Raw genomic sequence first — 14,940 nt, 5'->3', positions numbered from 1 at the left:
GGACAGTGAAGCAGATCCGACCCGTGTTCCCTAAGGACTGAGCTTGGGCATCGACTGCGTCAGCAAAAGTGGCGACAGGATGATTTGGGTCGCCTGCTGGGCAGTGATCACTGTTCCCGGCAACAGGCCAGAACGCCCAGCTCTATCGCCGTCGAACGATTCTTGCAGTTCAACGCTTTTCTGCAGCAGTTGGATCAGCAACAGCGATGTGCCGGGGGTGAAGTGATCGATGCCGACACCGCTTGCAAACTCGCTGACGTCCACTAACGTGACTGGAAGATCGCCGATGGCTTCTGCATCCTGCAGGCCGCCCAGACGACTGACACTGCCGTTTAGGCGGCGGCTGAGCTGCAGTGCTCTATCTCGTGAAGAGGTAAAGATAACAAACGGGTCCGGCAGTGTAGTAAAGCGCTGGCTTTGAGCATTAAACAGATCGACGTCTAGATCCGGCGCCACCAAAACCACGCCGCCAATGTGACGATCAGTCCATCCAGGACTGGCAATTTCGATCTGGCGCATGGTTTCCATCACCAGCATCGTGCCCAGCGAATGGCCCACCAGCACGATCTTGCGCGGGTTGGCGGCGCTGACGGTGCGCAGCATCTGTTCCAGCCCGTCGCGGCTATAAAGCACCGAGTCGCGATCATAGGTGTAGCCTAACGGGTTCGCCGCCGAGGGCCATGAATAATGCACTGCAATGCCGGGCAGTTCAAAATCGGTCTGCATCTGTGCGACGCGGAACAGCCCGTCGACAAAGGTGTTGTTGTATCCGTGCACGTAAATCAAAACGTCCCGCTCGTTGACTGGCAGCTGTTGCAGCGTGTTGCGGATCGCGTGGGTGAAGGCGCTGGCGTCGGCGTAGTCCTGACGGTCGGTGATGGCGAAATGGCGTTGCGGGTCGGGATCGGGGCCATTCCGACGCGGTAGACTGCCGGCATCGCGCTCTGGTGGGATCGATACGCCCACATCCATAAAGGAGATCTGTTGCGCGCGCTCACCGCTGAACCAGCCCTGTTCGTCGCGCTCACGTTGCGTGGCAACAAAAACCTTTTGATGAGTGCCAATATTTGCTGCTTCTGGCGCGAGGGGCAGGGCAGTGCGATCGCCGCAGGCGGTCAGGATCAGGAGGCAGTACATCAGAAACGCGCGCAAAAGAAAGCTCCGGGAAAGTTATCTTCCCCAGAGCTAACGCGTTTTGCGTATCCTATCCAGTGACGTGTTTATGTCGCTGGTTATGTCATTGTAATTGACACATCAGAGGACATAGCGGCTGACGTCGGTGGACTTAGTCAGCTCCCCCAGATTTTCGTCAACGAATGCAGCATCGACCTTGACTGATTGGCCGGATTTGTCAGGCGCGGTAAAGCTCAGCTCCTCAAACACCCGTTCCATCACAGTGTAGAGACGGCGTGCACCGATGTTTTCCACTGCCTGGTTTACATCTGCTGCGATCTTGGCCAGCGCTTTTATGCCGTCGTCAGTAAAGGTGACGGTAACCTCCTCAGTGCCCATCAGCGCGGTGTACTGGCGGGTTAGGGCGTTGTCGGTTTCCGTCAGGATGCGGACGAAATCGTCTTCGGTCAGCGGGCGCAGTTCAACGCGGATCGGCAGGCGGCCCTGCAGTTCAGGCAGCAGATCGCTGGGCTTGGCAATGTGGAAAGCACCGGAGGCGATGAACAGGATATGGTCGGTTTTCACGGGACCATGTTTGGTGCTGACTGTTGTACCCTCGATCAAAGGCAGCAGGTCACGCTGTACTCCTTCGCGGCTGACGTCGCCACCACGGGCCTCTTGGCGGGCGCAGACCTTATCGATCTCGTCCAGGAAGACGATACCGTTTTGTTCTACCGCTTCCAACGCCGATTTGGTAACGGTTTCATCATCCAGTAGCTTATCCGCCTCTTCGCCGATCAGGATGTCATAGCTTTCGGCGACTGTCATTTTGCGGCGCGTGGTGCGGCCTCCCATCGCTTTGCCGAACAAATCGCCAAGGTTCATCATCCCCATTTGTCCGCTGGGCTGGCCGGGAATGTCAAACATCGACATAGGATTAGAGGTGTCTGACAGATCCAGCTCGATCACAGTATCGTCCAATTCACCCGCCACCAGTTTGCGGCGGAACATGTCGCGGGTGCCTTCGCGGGCATCTTCACCGGCGATGGCGGTAATGACGCGCTCCTCTGCAGCCTCGCGGGCTTTGGCTTTCACATCTTCGCGCATGTGGTCACGGGTCATGGCGATGGCGGAGTCCACCAGATCACGCACAATCTGTTCCACGTCACGCCCGACATAGCCCACCTCGGTGAATTTGGTCGCTTCCACCTTGATGAAGGGGGCGCGGGCCAGCTTGGCCAAGCGGCGGGAGATTTCGGTTTTGCCGACGCCAGTCGGGCCTATCATCAGAATATTTTTCGGATAAACCTCGTCGCGCAGGTCATCCGGCAGTTGTTTGCGGCGCCAGCGGTTGCGCAGGGCTACGGCAACGGCACGCTTGGCGTCGTTCTGGCCAATGATAAAACGGTCCAGCTCGGATACGATTTCGCGCGGTGTCAGATCGGTCATGTGTCTCTGGCTCTTGTCTGTGTTGAGCAAACCTAAGCATGCGAGGGGCAAACGACAAGGCAGCGCGGTATTTACACAACGGATCACAGCAAGGTGAGGCCTCTTACCATTCCCGCCGCAGTGTCGTTTTCTAAGGCAGTGTTTTCCAGAGGAGGATTTCCTATGAACCGTCGCCAATTTTTTGCCGCCAGCGCTGCCGCCGGTGCTGTATCGGCCCTAGGTCAACAGGCCGTTGCTGCAGAGACCGGTCAATCCGGTACGTTTGAGGGCCGGTCGAACCATGTGACCACCGGATCCGTTCAGATTGTTGAGATTGAGGGGAAATATGTGGTCGAGCTGGGGGATGACTTCTCCCTTGATGGTGGGCCGGATCCGCGCGTTGGTCTGGGTGCGGATGGTACCTATGATCCTGAAAGTGCTCTTGGCGCTCTGCTGCGGTTGAAGGGTAAACAGTATTATGCGGTTCCCAAGACCAAGGGGATTTCTCAGTACAATGAGGTTTACATCTGGTGTGAGGTCGCCGGTGTGCCACTGGGTGTGGCCAAACTGAACTAAGCGAAACTTCGGCGTTTCTTATGCCCAGAACACCAAAACCGCACCAGTACCTGTCTGGGGCGGTTTTCGTATTGGGACATGGCTATGTTGGATAGTTAGTGCGATGGCGGCAGTTTCTGCAACGGCAGGATCACGCCCAAGGGACGCAGCAGCGCCGCGCGGATCCGTGCCCAGAACGCACCAAGGAAGACGAGAAACACGCCAAGCAGCAGCACACTCATTGCCGCGCCCTCGCCATCAAACACAATCGCGGCCAGCGTCACGGTGTAGCCAATAGCAGCAATCAGGAAGGATCGGCGGTCAATCACAATTGCCACTACGGCAAAGCCGATCAGCCCCGCTAGCAGCAGCGTATAAGCGGCGTCGCTGTCACTGTCCAACAGCGACAGGGCCACGGTGTTGACCAGCGCCGGAGCGGCCACAACATGCAGCCAGAACCCTTGGGCAGAGCGGCGGGTCACGCGGTGCGGATCGGACATGTCAAACATCATCGCCACTGCGAAGGTCAACCCGCCCACCACAAGTGTGATCAGTGCGAAGGGACCATCGGCAGACAGGAGGAACAAATCGCTGAAATTATGCGGTGTGCCAGATTGGTTCGCCGCCACCATCAGGGCCCACGCAAACACCCCAAGGGCAATCAACGCCATTGCGAAGGGCACGCGGAACCGCAGCCAATGCACACCGGTGGCGACCACAGACAGGGCCAACGGCAATTGTAGCGATGAAAAATCCTGCTGCCCCAGCATAAATGGCTGGGCGAAATAGGTTGTTAGTCCGGTCGCCGCATTGGCCGACCACAGAAGGGATAGTGCTATCGCGGGGGCCACCATACGGCGGCGGCGGATGAAATATTCCGACAGCGCCCAGAGGATCACCGCTCCTACGGCGGCGGTGGTGCCGACTTGCAGCTGGATGTTGGTGATCTCAGATATGGCCGCAAGCGAGTTCACTGCCACCCAGCCGCTGGCCAGGATCATCAGGCCGATGACGATGAAGATCTCGTTAAAGCCTTTGAACAGCTCAAACGGTTCATCACCCGGCTCAAGATCTTCGCGTGCGCCACGGCGGCTGTCGGCCAAAGCGCCCAGTGAGGCGGCCTGTGCTTCGGTCAATAGCCCTGCGCCCACAGCGGCGCGAATATCGTCGCGGTCAATCATGGCGGTGTCCTGAATAGCTGTTTTAAATTGAAAGGCTGGCCCCAAGGTCAGCCTCAGAGGCCTTAACCCTTGATTGTTTCCACAGTCAGGCGACCGTTGGTATAAACGCAGATGTCAGCGGCGATCGCCATCGCATCACGCGCTACCTGTTCAGCGCTGCGGTCGCTGTCCATCATACCGCGCGCAGCAGCAAGGGCGAAATTGCCGCCCGATCCAATGGCGGTTACGTCATGTTCCGGCTCTAAGACGTCGCCCGCGCCAGTGATCACGAACATATCGCGCCCATCAGTGACGATCAGCATCGCCTCTAGGTTTTTCAGATACTTATCGGTGCGCCAATCCTTGGCTAGTTCCACACTTGCGCGGGCAAGCTGGCCGGGCGTTGCCTCCAGCTTTGCCTCCAGCCGTTCCAAGAGAGTGAACGCGTCCGCAGTGGATCCGGCAAAGCCGCAGATCACGTCATGGCCGCCGGGGCTGAGGCGGCGCACTTTGCGGGCGGATCCTTTGATCACCGTCTGGCCCAACGACACTTGGCCGTCACCTGCAATGACCACTTCACCGTCTTTCTTCACCCCGATGATGGTGGTGCCGTGCCAGCCGGGAAATTGTCCCGAAGAATGCGTCTCTGCCATCTTTGCCTCCGCTTATCTGGCTGTTCGTTGCGTTTCTATATGGAAGCTGGAACGCATCAGCACAAGGCTCTTGGCCCTGCCACCATACCTGCCACAGCACCCTTGCCCTAGGGTATGATACGCCGTAGCTTCGCCTCATTATGATTAATAAACACGTTGATTTTTATCTTGAACCGGGGCTGAAATCCTCCGCTCTTGCTGGGCAGCATAATTTCATCAGCAGAGTGGTCGAGGTGCTGGAAAAAGGCGGATTTACCACTGCTATTCACGGCAACAGCGCCGGAGAGCGTGCTGAAAGCATGCGGCGCAATTCTTATGCAATGTTTCACATGGACCAGCCGCTGAATGATCGCGGGCTGACCATGCGGCGGGTCTATCACTATCCGTTCTGGCAGATTGAGCCGACTACGGAACGCTGGGACTGGCGGGTGGCCAAAGCGCGTTTCAAGCCCGAAAAGGTCGAGGTGGAAGAGGCGCGTCCCTTCTACAATTTCTGGCGCAAACGGTTGTTTGGCGACGCTGTGCAGGACATTGGTCACGATGGGTTTGTTTACGTGCCGCTGCAGGGGCGGTTATTGGAACGGCGGTCGTTCCAGACGTGTTCGCCGATCGAAATGCTGGTTGCCGTGCTGCAACGTGATCCAGCCCGTCAAGTGGTTGCCACCCTGCACCCCAATGAGGTGATCACCCCCGCAGAACACGCGCAGCTGAAGACGCTGACCCAGCGGTTCCCGCGGCTAAAGGTGCAGAAAATCCCGATGGAGCAGGCGCTGGCGCGCTGCGATTATGTGGTGACGCAGAATTCGTCGGTTGCGTTCAACGGCTATTTCTTCGGCAAGCCGTGCGTTCTGTTCGCCCGTGTTGATTTCCACCACATTGCAGGCGATGTGTTCCGTAACGGCCGCGATGCGGCCTTTGAAACAGTGCTGTCAGGTCATGCGCCGGATTACGCAGGCTATATCTGGTGGTTCTGGCAGGAAATGTCGATCAATGCGGGCCGTGATGGTGCGGATCGCAAGATCCGGCAGGCGATCCGGCGGGCAGGCTGGCCTTTGTAGCAAAAACCCCCAGCCTTTAGGCCAGGGGTTCTCAAAATCTCTTTGCTCTTCCCTAGGCAGGGATCAGATCGAGTCGTTGATCCAGCTTTGCAGCGCGGCCTTTGGTGCAGCGCCGGCGCGGTTGGAAATCACCTGACCGTCCTTGAAGATGAACAGCGCAGGGATACCACGAACGCCCATTGCGGCGGCGGATTGTGGGTTGCTGTCGACGTCTACTTTGACGATCTTCACTTTGCCTTCCATCTCTGCCGATAGCTCTTCCAGAGCTGGGCCGATCTGTTTACAGGGACCGCACCATTCTGCCCAGAAGTCTACGACAACGGGTACATCGGAATTTTTAACTTCGGCTTCAAAGGTTGCATCGGTGGCAGCGACGGTGGCCATGTGCTCTCTCCTAGAGATTGTTAATCTGTGTTAGGGCAGAACGTAGGTATCGCCCTGCAATAGGTCAAGACGCCTGCACGTCCATCAACGCCTCTGTGATCAATGTGTCAGGCAGTTCCATCAATGTGGCGTTGCGGGTCCACAAGAGGGCGGTTTGCACCTGCCGATCCGGATAAATCTGTTTCAACGCATGGGCATAGGCCCCCATTTGCCGCAACAGACCCAGCGGGCAGTCCTGCGTTGTGGCGGGCACGGTGGCGTTGGTTTTGAAATCGACGGCCAGCACGCGCTCGTGATCAATCACCAGTCTGTCGATTGTGCCGTGAATGCGGTTGCCATTCAATGCGTCCAGATTTGCCGTGACTGAAACCTCCGCCAATGCGGTTGGATCAAACAGTGGTTTCAGCACATTAGACGTTAATACCTGCGCGGCCTCTGCCAATAAGGCAGGATGATCGGCGGGGTCTGCCGCATCCTCGCCGTTGTTTAATAGGCGTGCGGTGCGCACCTCCCAGTCCTCTGGTGGTATTAGGGGAAGGTGTTCCAGCAACAGGTGGATCTGTCGGCCGCGTTTTTTCGCCGCCTCCTCATCCAACCCCGCGTCACCCGCCAGCGCTTTGGCCCCGCCAAGGTCTGAGGGGCTGAGCGTGTGATGTGTTGCAATGGGCGCGGTGGCCTCTGTTTCTGTCCAATCGGGCAGCGTCACCGTGGTTTGCACAGGCTTGGTCTGAATTGGTGCCGGTTCAGCATCCCAATTACCGTGGCTGAGGCGCTTGCCGGTCCCAAAGGAAAAAGGTTGTTCCGCAGCCTTCAGACGGTCCATCGCGCGGCTGATCTGATCGTACCAAGACCGGCCATCCTTGCCCAAATCGCCAGCTGCGGCAACGATCAGCCATTTTTCCGCCCGTGTCATCGCAACGTAGAGCAGACGGTCGCGCTCTGCTTCTTCCGCAGCAAGCCGTTCATCGCGGGCTTCTTGCATCGTGGCGGGCATCTGGTCGGATCCCATACGCCACATCACCTGCCCGTTCTGTTCTAACAGATCATCACGCAGCTGGACCCGACGTTGGGCGGTGTCGGGCATGATGACAATCGGCGCCTCTAACCCCTTGGAGCCATGTACCGTCATCACCCGAATACGGTCAGAGGCGGCGTCCATCTGGCGTTTGATCTCCAGTTCATCGGTTTCCATCCATTGCAGGAACCCGATCAGCGAGGGCACGGCGCTGCGCTCATAACTCAGCGCTTGGGCGAGGAAGGCATTGATGCCATCCTCCGCTTCATCCCCCAACCGTGCCAGAAGTTTGCGCCGCCCGTCGTGGCGGGTCAGGATACGTTCGATCAGATCGTAGGGGCGCAGGAAGTCGGCCTTGCTGCGCAGATCGTCCAGCACTGTCAGTTCCACCGGAAACTCCGCCCGTCGTCCCCGCATGGCCTGCCACAGATGGCGTTCCTTGCGCCGGTGGGCGAGGTCGAAGAGTTGCTGTTCCCCCCAGCCAAAGAGTGGCGATTTCAGTGCCACGGCCAGTGAATAACTATCCTCCGGTGTGGCGAGGAAAGACATGAGCGCCGCCAGATCACGTACTGCAAGTTCGGCGCCCACTTTCAGCCGGTCGGCACCAGCGATGGCCAGTTTCTGTTCCTTGCAGGCGCGGATCACCTCAGCAAACAGGGCAGATCGCCGTTGCACTAGGATCAGGAAGTCGCCTTCGCTTACCGGACGCATCTGATAGGTGCCGGAATTGTCTATTTCAGCTGGAATCGTGACCTTTTCGTCTATCATCCGACGAATTTCACGGGCGATGCGGTCGGCCAGTTGCACGGTGTGGTGTTTGGCGCCCAGACGGTCAACGGGGGTTTCCCATTCGTTGTCCTCGTCTTCTTGACTGGGATCCACCACCGGCCACAGATCGACACGGCCGGGCATCTGATCTTTAAACGCGCGGTGCTCAGATCCTGCCGGGAAGCCAGAGGTATCGCGTCCCTGAAACACCTCATCCACCAGCGAGAGGATCGCGGCTGAGGAGCGGAAGGAAAACTGCAACTCCATCGCGTTCAACGGTTTGTCCGTGGCAACCAGACGCTCAGCAAACTCTGCCTGCATCCGATCAAATTCGCGCGGATCGGCACCTTGAAACGAATAAATTGACTGTTTCTTGTCGCCGACCACAAATATGGTGCGTTCTTTATCTGTGCGCGCGCCCTCGCCCGAGGTAAACTCCTGCGCCAAAAGTTCGATCACCTTCCACTGGGCGGGGCTTGTGTCCTGCGCCTCATCCACCAGAATGTGATCAATGCCGCCATCCAGACGATAAAGAACCCAAGCTGCCACCGCCGGATCTGTCAGCAGATCGCGCGCCTTGAGGATCAGATCGTCAAAGTCTAGCCACCCCATCAACTGCTTGCGCCGTTCATACGCCGGCAGGAACAGCGCGGCAAATTCATGTAGTATCAGTGTTTTTTGTGCCGCCGCCAGCGCCAGACGGTTGGCACGGGCATCCTCCACCCGCCGCATAAAATCGTCGAGCTTCGGCTGCAATGTTCCCAGCGCGGTTTGGGTTTTCTTGGTCGGAAATTTGCCGATTTTCGCTCCATAAGGGGAGGCTGCGGTGCCGCCAAACAGGAACAACTTTTCCAACATGGGCAGTGTTCTTAGCGATAGTTCAGGGATCAGCCGCAGGGATGTTGCGGCCTTTTGGTCCGTACTACTTCCCGCATCCAGATAGGGCAGAAGCGCGGCGATCAGGTCATCCTCGCCCCCCAGAAAAACGTTCTTTTCCAGTGAAACAGTATCAAATTCGGGGGGCAAGTCGAACAGGGCCATGACGCCAGCATGATCCAGCGGCTCAGCCAGGGCGGCACGTTTATGGACGATGGCGGCAGTCAGGCCTTCGAAATCCTCGCCGGTGAAATACTGTGCCAGACGCTGTACAACGGGGGCATGGTCATCCTCTGCCAGCTCTTGCACAATCTCGGCCCGCAACATCGCGGCGGCGCGGTCTTCCATTTCGGCGAACTGTGGGCTGACGCGCGCCTCCAGTGGGAAACGCCGCAGGAGGGAGGAGCAGAACGAGTGGATTGTCTGGATCTTCAGCCCGCCGGGCGTTTCAATGGCGCGGGCAAACAGGGTGCGGGCACCGCGCAGATCCTCAGTGCTGACATCCCCTGCAACACCCAAATCGTTCAACTGATTGCGCAGCGCATCATCGTCCAGCATCGCCCATTCGCCGAGGCGTTTGAACAGGCGGTTTTGCATCTCTGATGCGGCGGCCTTGGTGTAGGTCAGGCACAGGATGTGTTGGGGTTGCACATCCTCTAGCAGCAACCGCGCAACGCGGTCGGTCAGAACGCGGGTCTTGCCCGATCCGGCGTTGGCTGACAACCACGTGGAATGATTGGGGCGCGCCGCCTGCACCTGCTTTTCAGTGGCTTCATTGCGCTGCCTGGCCTGGTTTGTCATGACAGATCCTCCGCCTGTGATGTGCTGGTCACATCCCATTCGCCAAAGCGCGACAGTTGGTCATATTCGGCAAAATCATCATCTTTGAACAGCGCGCGGCGCGCTGTGTAGCCTTGTGCGGGGTCGAAATAGCGGGTGATCAGCTTTTCAAACTTCTCCCACACACGCTCGACCGGTTCATCGTCTAGGGGCGCGTAAACCTCTGCCGGTTTGGCGCCCAGACCGATGAACAGCGCGCGTGACACATCGGCAAAACCCAGTTTCTCAAACGCGCCCTGGCTGACCATCGCGGCCTCTAGCAGCAACTGTTTGTTAAAAGAGATCTGCGCTTTGGCCGTGGGCGGCGTGCCTGTTTTGTAGTCATAGATATGGGCCCGGCCCATGTCGTCGATATCAATCCGGTCGGCGCGGGCTGTCAGGGTAAAGTCCTGCTCTTTCAGACGCAATTCGCCTTTTTCCTCGAAATAGGTGGGTGTGGCGCGCTTGCGGCGTTCAGCTTCGGTTGCGACGAACCAATCGGCGATGCGGTGAATGCGTGCCTCCCATAGCGCCCGCGTGTCGGGCCACGGGACGTTTTCAGCAAGGATAGAGCCTGTAAGGCTGCGCAGATGGTCTGCGGTCATATATGCAGGGTCGGCCTGTGTGTCGTCGATGAATTGTTCTAATACCGTATGGGTGACGATCCCTCGTAACAGCGCATCCGGCGCACGCATCAGCGGATCCAATGGGCGCAGACGCAGCACATGTTTGGCGTAAATCGCGTAAGGGTCGCGGATCAGACGCTGAATCTCTGTCACCGACAGTTGGCGCGGGCGCGCGGCCACTGGCGGACGGGGCGAGGGGCGCGGCGCGGGGGTGGTTTTGCCCGGCTCTTCCAGTTTTCGTGCCATTGACAGCCAGTTTTGACCACGCGCTCGGGCATCGTTCAACGCCTCAACCCCGCCTTGATCCGGCAGGCCCGTCATCAGGTTCACCATCCGGTTCAGCCAGCGCGACGGCACCGTTTCCGCATCATCGGATCGGACGGAACGGGTCAGCCAGACCTCTGGTGCGCCGATCGCCTGCTGGAAGTCATGCGCCGATAGGCCAATCCGCCGTTCCGGCAGCAGCAGTCCAGCGTCATGGCGCATTTTGCGGTTTAGCCAAGGATCTGGGCTGGGTGTTTCAGGCCATGCGGCCTCATTCAATCCCCCCAGAATGACCAGTTCGGCGCCCTGCACGCGGGCTTCCAGTGTGCCCCAAATCAGGATGTTAGGATGCGGCTCATTTGGATTGCGCAGTTCACCCTGAGACAGCACCGCGCCGAACAGATCGGCGTAGTCCAGCGGCGACAGTTCACCGCCTGCATCGGCATTCTCTAATAGGTGATCGACTGTGGCGCGCGCGGCGCGGCCCGGTTGCTCCTGCCACAGTTCGCTTTCCCGCTCAGGGGCGGAACCGGCGGCGATTTGCTCGGCCAGTGTAAGGTGTATGTCCAGATGCTGTGCCAGCATCTGTTTGCCGCCCTGATCACGATTGAGGAAGCTGCTAATGATCCAGTTGACCCAAGGCTCTGCCATATCCTCATCCCGCGCGATGGCCCATGTGCGTAGCACCTCGGCATCAGGAAAGGGCATGCCGCGACGACGGATCATTAGTTCTAATTCACGGGTCAACAGCAGATGTTGACCACGGGCGCCGCCGGTGTGACAGAGCGGGTGCATCAATAGGACCAACAGTGTCTCAGATGTCAATTTCCGGTGGAATAGAGACGAAATATGTCTCAGGAAGCGCCCCGGCGCCGTCAGTTGTAGCGGGATACCCGCACTGTCATCCGGCGTGATATTCCAACGGCTGAGTGCGGCGCTGACCTGACGGGTCAACATCCGGTCGGGGGTGATGAGGGCGGCTGTTGTGCCCTCCTCTGCTGCTTGGCGCAGGCGTAGGGCGATGGCGAGGGCTTCGTCCCGTTGGGATTGTGCCTCTACCAGAGTGACATCGGCAAATGCAGTATCAAGACTGGTGAGCTGTGGTCCCTCTTCCAGCCATTGATCAGTCACTGGTGCGGGACGCAGGGCAAGCGAGACCAGCTTGTTCCGCGCCAGGCTGGGGGCGTCATGGCTGTGCCATGGCGCCACCTCTTGTGGCGTTAGGTCCAACTCATCCAGCAGTTTGGCGTAGCGGTATTGCGGATGATCCTCGCTGGTCAGCGCATCCTTCAGATCGGTCCAGCCCTGCGGTGACATATCGAAATCAAAGCCGGGCAACACGATCGCCCCCTGCGGCAGTTGTGCTACCGCCTTCATCAGCAGCATCGTGGTGCCGCGCGATCCGGTTGATCCGGCGATGATCAACGGGTGTTGTGGCGGTGCGGTGGTCCAGTGATCCGCCAGCGCGTTCACGATCATACGGGCGCGGGTTTCCTTATCCGGCGCCTCCGGCGTGTCGCTGAAATAGTGCTGCACAATGTCGAGAAATCTGAGCGCGCGCTGCCAGTGGCCGCTTTCATCGCTGACATCCAACTGCCGCAGTGCGTCGGGATCGACGCCTTCGCCGTGCATTTCATCCAGCAGGGCCGCCAGACTGTCCGACAGATCATAGAGCGAGGCGCGCGGGGCCAGATCCGGCTGGCTGTCCAAGAGTTGCGATACCAGTTGTGTCAGCTCTAACCGTCTGCGCAGGGGGGATACGGCATCGGGCAGGTCCGGCAGAGTGCGGGCACTGTCGAGGGTGCGGGCAGGGTCCGTCACCAGCCCCAGACGCGGTAACAACAGGGCGGGGCCTGCATCAAAGACTTGACGCACACGCCGTGCCATACGTGTAGAGTTTACCAACATATGGGCATTGGCCAGCGCTTCAGGCTGTGCTGGATTTGCGCGGGCCATCAGTCCCTGCACTAGGGTTTTGGGGAAGTCCGCACCAGAGGGTATGCCATAGACGCGGGGGCGGTCGCTGTGGGCAAACATGGGTTTAGACATCGGTGTCCTGCAATATCTCTTCGGCCAGTGTCAGACCAGCGGGATTGCCGACGTCGCACCATGTGCCGGGGTATGTGATGCCGTATAGTCGCCTTGCTTTCAGCATCTGATCCCACAGTAGATTGAGCGAAAATGCCTTCAGATCAATCGTTGCCAGACCATCGGTTTTCAGGATTTGAACGCCGCCATAAATCGCACCTGCACCACGGGTCAGCTGGCCGCTGTCGGTGCGGTGAAAATCGCCCTGTCCCTGATAACCGCGCGCCTGTGCCGGTGGGATCAGCATCATCAAAGCGTCCATCTTTTCGGGATCCCACGCGGCACGCAGCATCTTAATCGGATTCGGCCCCTGCCAGATTGCATCAGAGTTGAGGGTTAGTGCTGGTCCTGCCCCTATCAATGGGAGCGCGGCCTTCAACCCACCACCGGTTTCTAGGATCTCTGGTTCTTCCGAAAAGGTGATATCTCGTCCTACCAGATGATCGCGGATCATCTGTCCACGGTAGTGAAGATTGACCACGGTTTTTGTCACCGCGGCGTCCTCCACCAGATCTAGCGCGTGATCAATCAGCGCACGACCTTTTACGGGCACCAGTGGTTTCGGACGGTCAGCGGTCAGTGCCCCCATGCGGGTGCCATATCCGGCGGCGAACAGCATGGCGGTGTCAGGCATCAGGGCGTTGGACATGTTCCGGCTTTCGCTTTCAATGTGGTGCAATACTCAGGGGTAGGTGCGGGCAGGTGTTCAAACAGAAACGGCGCTAGCGGGGCCAACGCAGAATGGTCCAGATCACGTAGCACGTAGCCCCAGACGCGGGGCAGGAAGTCGACGTAATGCGCTTTGTCTGCATGCAGGCAAAGGCGAGTCAGAACGCCGAGGATTCGCAGGTTGCGTTGCAAGCCCAGCGTGGCATAGGCGGCGGTGAAACTGTCTCGCTCAATGCCCGTTTCGGAGAGGTAGTGGTTGATTATCTGCGCTTCGATCTCCGGGGCGACATCGCGGCGCGCGTCCTGTAGGAGGGAGACGAGGTCATAGGCGCGATGTCCTGCCTTTGCGTCCTGAAAATCCAGCAGCCCCATCTGTGCAGCACCTGAGCGATCTGGCAGGTGGATCAGGTTTTCAGCATGATAATCACGCAGGATCATGACCGACGTGTCATTGGCATATTGCTGCAAAATAGGCAGGAATAGGATTGAAAATCTATGTGCCAGATCACGGTGCGCGGTACCCTGCCCCATATACCAATTCCATAGTGGCGTGATCAGATCGGTCATGACTGCCGGGGTAAACGCCTCAATCTCTTTGGGCGCTGGCGATTGGTGTAGCGTGATCAACACGTCCGTTGCGGCGGTGTAGAGCGGGATTTGTGCAGCCGGATCTTCAGCCACCAATCGTGCCAGCAGTGCATCGCCGAAATCCTCCAGAAGGAGGAAACCATTTTCGATGTCCTCTGCAAGAATTTCAGGTGCCGACAGCCCAAGTGTGCTGAGGCGGCGGGCGATTTGTATGAACGGGCGCACGTCTTCGCCACGGTCTGGCGGGGCGTCCATAAGAACAGCTGTGTTGTTCCCCATATGTAGGCGTTCGTAGCGCCGGTTAGAAGCATCGCCTGCCAGTTGGCTGCGTGTGGCGTTTGCCCAATCGGTTGCGGCCAGAAATGCCGTGATGCTGCGGGTCACGGGTTGATCCCTTTGAGGCGGTCGTCCCAGCGTTCATCCTGCCATGTCAGCGTTAGGTCGCGCGCCTGTTCTTGCGTGACCGAAAAGGCCATATGCAGCGCATTTGCAGGGGCAAGTTCGGCCAGGCGGTCTGGCCACTCCACCAGACAGATCGCGGTTTCAAACGCCTCCTCCAGTCCCAGTTCCACGGCTTCATCCGGGTCGGACAGCCGGTATAGGTCGCTGTGCCAGATTTCACACTCCTTGCCGTCAATCTCCGGTCCTGCATAGACCTGAACCAACGTGAAGGTGGGCGAGGGGACATCCTCCACCTCTGCCATCAGGGATTGAATGAGGCTGCGGGCAAAATGGGTTTTTCCCGCGCCGATCCCACCCTCTAACAATAGGGTGTCACTGGGTCGTAAGCGGGGGGCGAGGTGACGCGCCAGATCGGCGGTGGCCTCAGCCGAAGGGAGGTGTAGGGACAGCATGGCGCAACAATATCCGCTGCGC

13 protein-coding genes are annotated in these 14,940 nt (G+C 58.6%); 3 read left to right on the top strand and 10 right to left on the bottom strand.

The annotated features are described in order from the left end of the window. Positions 1-30: 30 nt before the first annotated feature. Positions 31-972, bottom strand: coding sequence for an alpha/beta hydrolase (locus tag MHM86_RS10255; protein ID WP_239198807.1), 942 nt, complete (start codon positions 970-972; stop codon positions 31-33). A 12-nt stretch (positions 973-984) separates the two neighbouring features. Between MHM86_RS10255 and MHM86_RS10250 the strand changes: the two genes are divergently transcribed. After that, the gene (locus tag MHM86_RS10250; RefSeq protein ID WP_239198804.1) at positions 985-1,215 is read left to right on the top strand and encodes a hypothetical protein; all 231 of its coding nucleotides are present in this window, start codon (positions 985-987) and stop codon (positions 1,213-1,215) included. A 39-nt stretch (positions 1,216-1,254) separates the two neighbouring features. On the opposite strand, the gene hslU is transcribed toward MHM86_RS10250, so the two are convergent. Further along, the gene (gene hslU, locus MHM86_RS10245) at positions 1,255-2,562 is read right to left on the bottom strand and encodes an ATP-dependent protease ATPase subunit HslU (RefSeq protein ID WP_239198801.1); all 1,308 of its coding nucleotides are present in this window, start codon (positions 2,560-2,562) and stop codon (positions 1,255-1,257) included. A gap of 162 nt (positions 2,563-2,724) precedes the next feature. Between hslU and MHM86_RS10240 the strand changes: the two genes are divergently transcribed. Then, entirely contained in the window at positions 2,725-3,117 is a 393-nt protein-coding gene (locus MHM86_RS10240; protein ID WP_239198798.1) for a DM13 domain-containing protein, read from the top strand. A gap of 95 nt (positions 3,118-3,212) precedes the next feature. Here MHM86_RS10240 and MHM86_RS10235 read toward each other — a convergent pair whose 3' ends face one another. After that, positions 3,213-4,277, bottom strand: coding sequence for a hypothetical protein (locus MHM86_RS10235; protein WP_239198795.1), 1,065 nt, complete (start codon positions 4,275-4,277; stop codon positions 3,213-3,215). Between the two features lie 62 nt (positions 4,278-4,339). Beyond that, on the bottom strand, positions 4,340-4,909 hold the full coding sequence (gene hslV, locus MHM86_RS10230) for an ATP-dependent protease subunit HslV (RefSeq protein ID WP_058319536.1): 570 nt from the start codon (positions 4,907-4,909) through the stop codon (positions 4,340-4,342). A gap of 140 nt (positions 4,910-5,049) precedes the next feature. On the opposite strand from hslV, the gene MHM86_RS10225 reads away from it, so the two are divergent. Next, positions 5,050-5,967 (top strand): hypothetical protein, encoded by a 918-nt coding sequence (locus MHM86_RS10225; protein WP_239198792.1) that lies wholly within the window; start codon positions 5,050-5,052, stop codon positions 5,965-5,967. Between the two features lie 63 nt (positions 5,968-6,030). Here the strand turns inward: MHM86_RS10225 and trxA are convergent, their stop codons facing one another. From trxA to tsaE, 6 genes are all read right to left on the bottom strand, one after another. Further along, positions 6,031-6,351 (bottom strand): thioredoxin, encoded by a 321-nt coding sequence (trxA, locus tag MHM86_RS10220; RefSeq protein WP_058319534.1) that lies wholly within the window; start codon positions 6,349-6,351, stop codon positions 6,031-6,033. A gap of 64 nt (positions 6,352-6,415) precedes the next feature. Continuing rightward, a complete protein-coding gene (gene addA, locus MHM86_RS10215; protein WP_239198789.1) occupies positions 6,416-9,811 on the bottom strand; it encodes a double-strand break repair helicase AddA in 3,396 nt (1,131 codons plus the stop codon). Continuing rightward, entirely contained in the window at positions 9,808-12,756 is a 2,949-nt protein-coding gene (gene addB, locus MHM86_RS10210; RefSeq protein WP_239199650.1) for a double-strand break repair protein AddB, read from the bottom strand. Before addB ends, addA begins: the two co-directional genes overlap by 4 nt. 4 nt (positions 12,757-12,760) lie before the next feature. Further along, a complete protein-coding gene (locus tag MHM86_RS10205; protein ID WP_239198786.1) occupies positions 12,761-13,456 on the bottom strand; it encodes a nucleotidyltransferase family protein in 696 nt (231 codons plus the stop codon). Next, positions 13,441-14,448: a phosphotransferase gene (locus MHM86_RS10200; RefSeq protein ID WP_239198783.1), complete on the bottom strand. Its 1,008-nt coding sequence runs from the start codon at positions 14,446-14,448 to the stop codon at positions 13,441-13,443. Before MHM86_RS10200 ends, MHM86_RS10205 begins: the two co-directional genes overlap by 16 nt. Beyond that, positions 14,445-14,918, bottom strand: a complete 474-nt coding sequence (gene tsaE, locus MHM86_RS10195) for a tRNA (adenosine(37)-N6)-threonylcarbamoyltransferase complex ATPase subunit type 1 TsaE (RefSeq protein ID WP_239198780.1) — start codon at positions 14,916-14,918, stop codon at positions 14,445-14,447. Before tsaE ends, MHM86_RS10200 begins: the two co-directional genes overlap by 4 nt. Positions 14,919-14,940: the final 22 nt, after the last annotated feature.

The sequence above is a fragment of the Thalassobius sp. Cn5-15 genome (genome assembly GCF_022347685.1).
Classification (GTDB): domain Bacteria; phylum Pseudomonadota; class Alphaproteobacteria; order Rhodobacterales; family Rhodobacteraceae; genus Thalassobius.
The sequence above is the reverse complement of the archived record's forward strand: the minus strand, read 5'-3'. Positions and strand labels throughout refer to the sequence as shown.

What these genes read in the sequence shown, in the direction of transcription:
- hslU (WP_239198801.1), bottom strand. Translation starts at nt 2,562, where the DNA reads ATGACCGATCTGACACCGCGCGAAATCGTATCCGAGCTGGACCGTTTT.
- hslV (WP_058319536.1), bottom strand. Translation starts at nt 4,909, where the DNA reads ATGGCAGAGACGCATTCTTCGGGACAATTTCCCGGCTGGCACGGCACC.
- MHM86_RS10205 (WP_239198786.1), bottom strand. Translation starts at nt 13,456, where the DNA reads ATGTCCAACGCCCTGATGCCTGACACCGCCATGCTGTTCGCCGCCGGA.
- trxA (WP_058319534.1), bottom strand. Translation starts at nt 6,351, where the DNA reads ATGGCCACCGTCGCTGCCACCGATGCAACCTTTGAAGCCGAAGTTAAA.
- MHM86_RS10255 (WP_239198807.1), bottom strand. Translation starts at nt 972, where the DNA reads ATGGATGTGGGCGTATCGATCCCACCAGAGCGCGATGCCGGCAGTCTA.
- MHM86_RS10240 (WP_239198798.1), top strand. Translation starts at nt 2,725, where the DNA reads ATGAACCGTCGCCAATTTTTTGCCGCCAGCGCTGCCGCCGGTGCTGTA.
- addA (WP_239198789.1), bottom strand. Translation starts at nt 9,811, where the DNA reads ATGACAAACCAGGCCAGGCAGCGCAATGAAGCCACTGAAAAGCAGGTG.
- tsaE (WP_239198780.1), bottom strand. Translation starts at nt 14,918, where the DNA reads ATGCTGTCCCTACACCTCCCTTCGGCTGAGGCCACCGCCGATCTGGCG.
- MHM86_RS10225 (WP_239198792.1), top strand. Translation starts at nt 5,050, where the DNA reads ATGATTAATAAACACGTTGATTTTTATCTTGAACCGGGGCTGAAATCC.
- addB (WP_239199650.1), bottom strand. Translation starts at nt 12,756, where the DNA reads ATGTTTGCCCACAGCGACCGCCCCCGCGTCTATGGCATACCCTCTGGT.
- MHM86_RS10235 (WP_239198795.1), bottom strand. Translation starts at nt 4,277, where the DNA reads ATGATTGACCGCGACGATATTCGCGCCGCTGTGGGCGCAGGGCTATTG.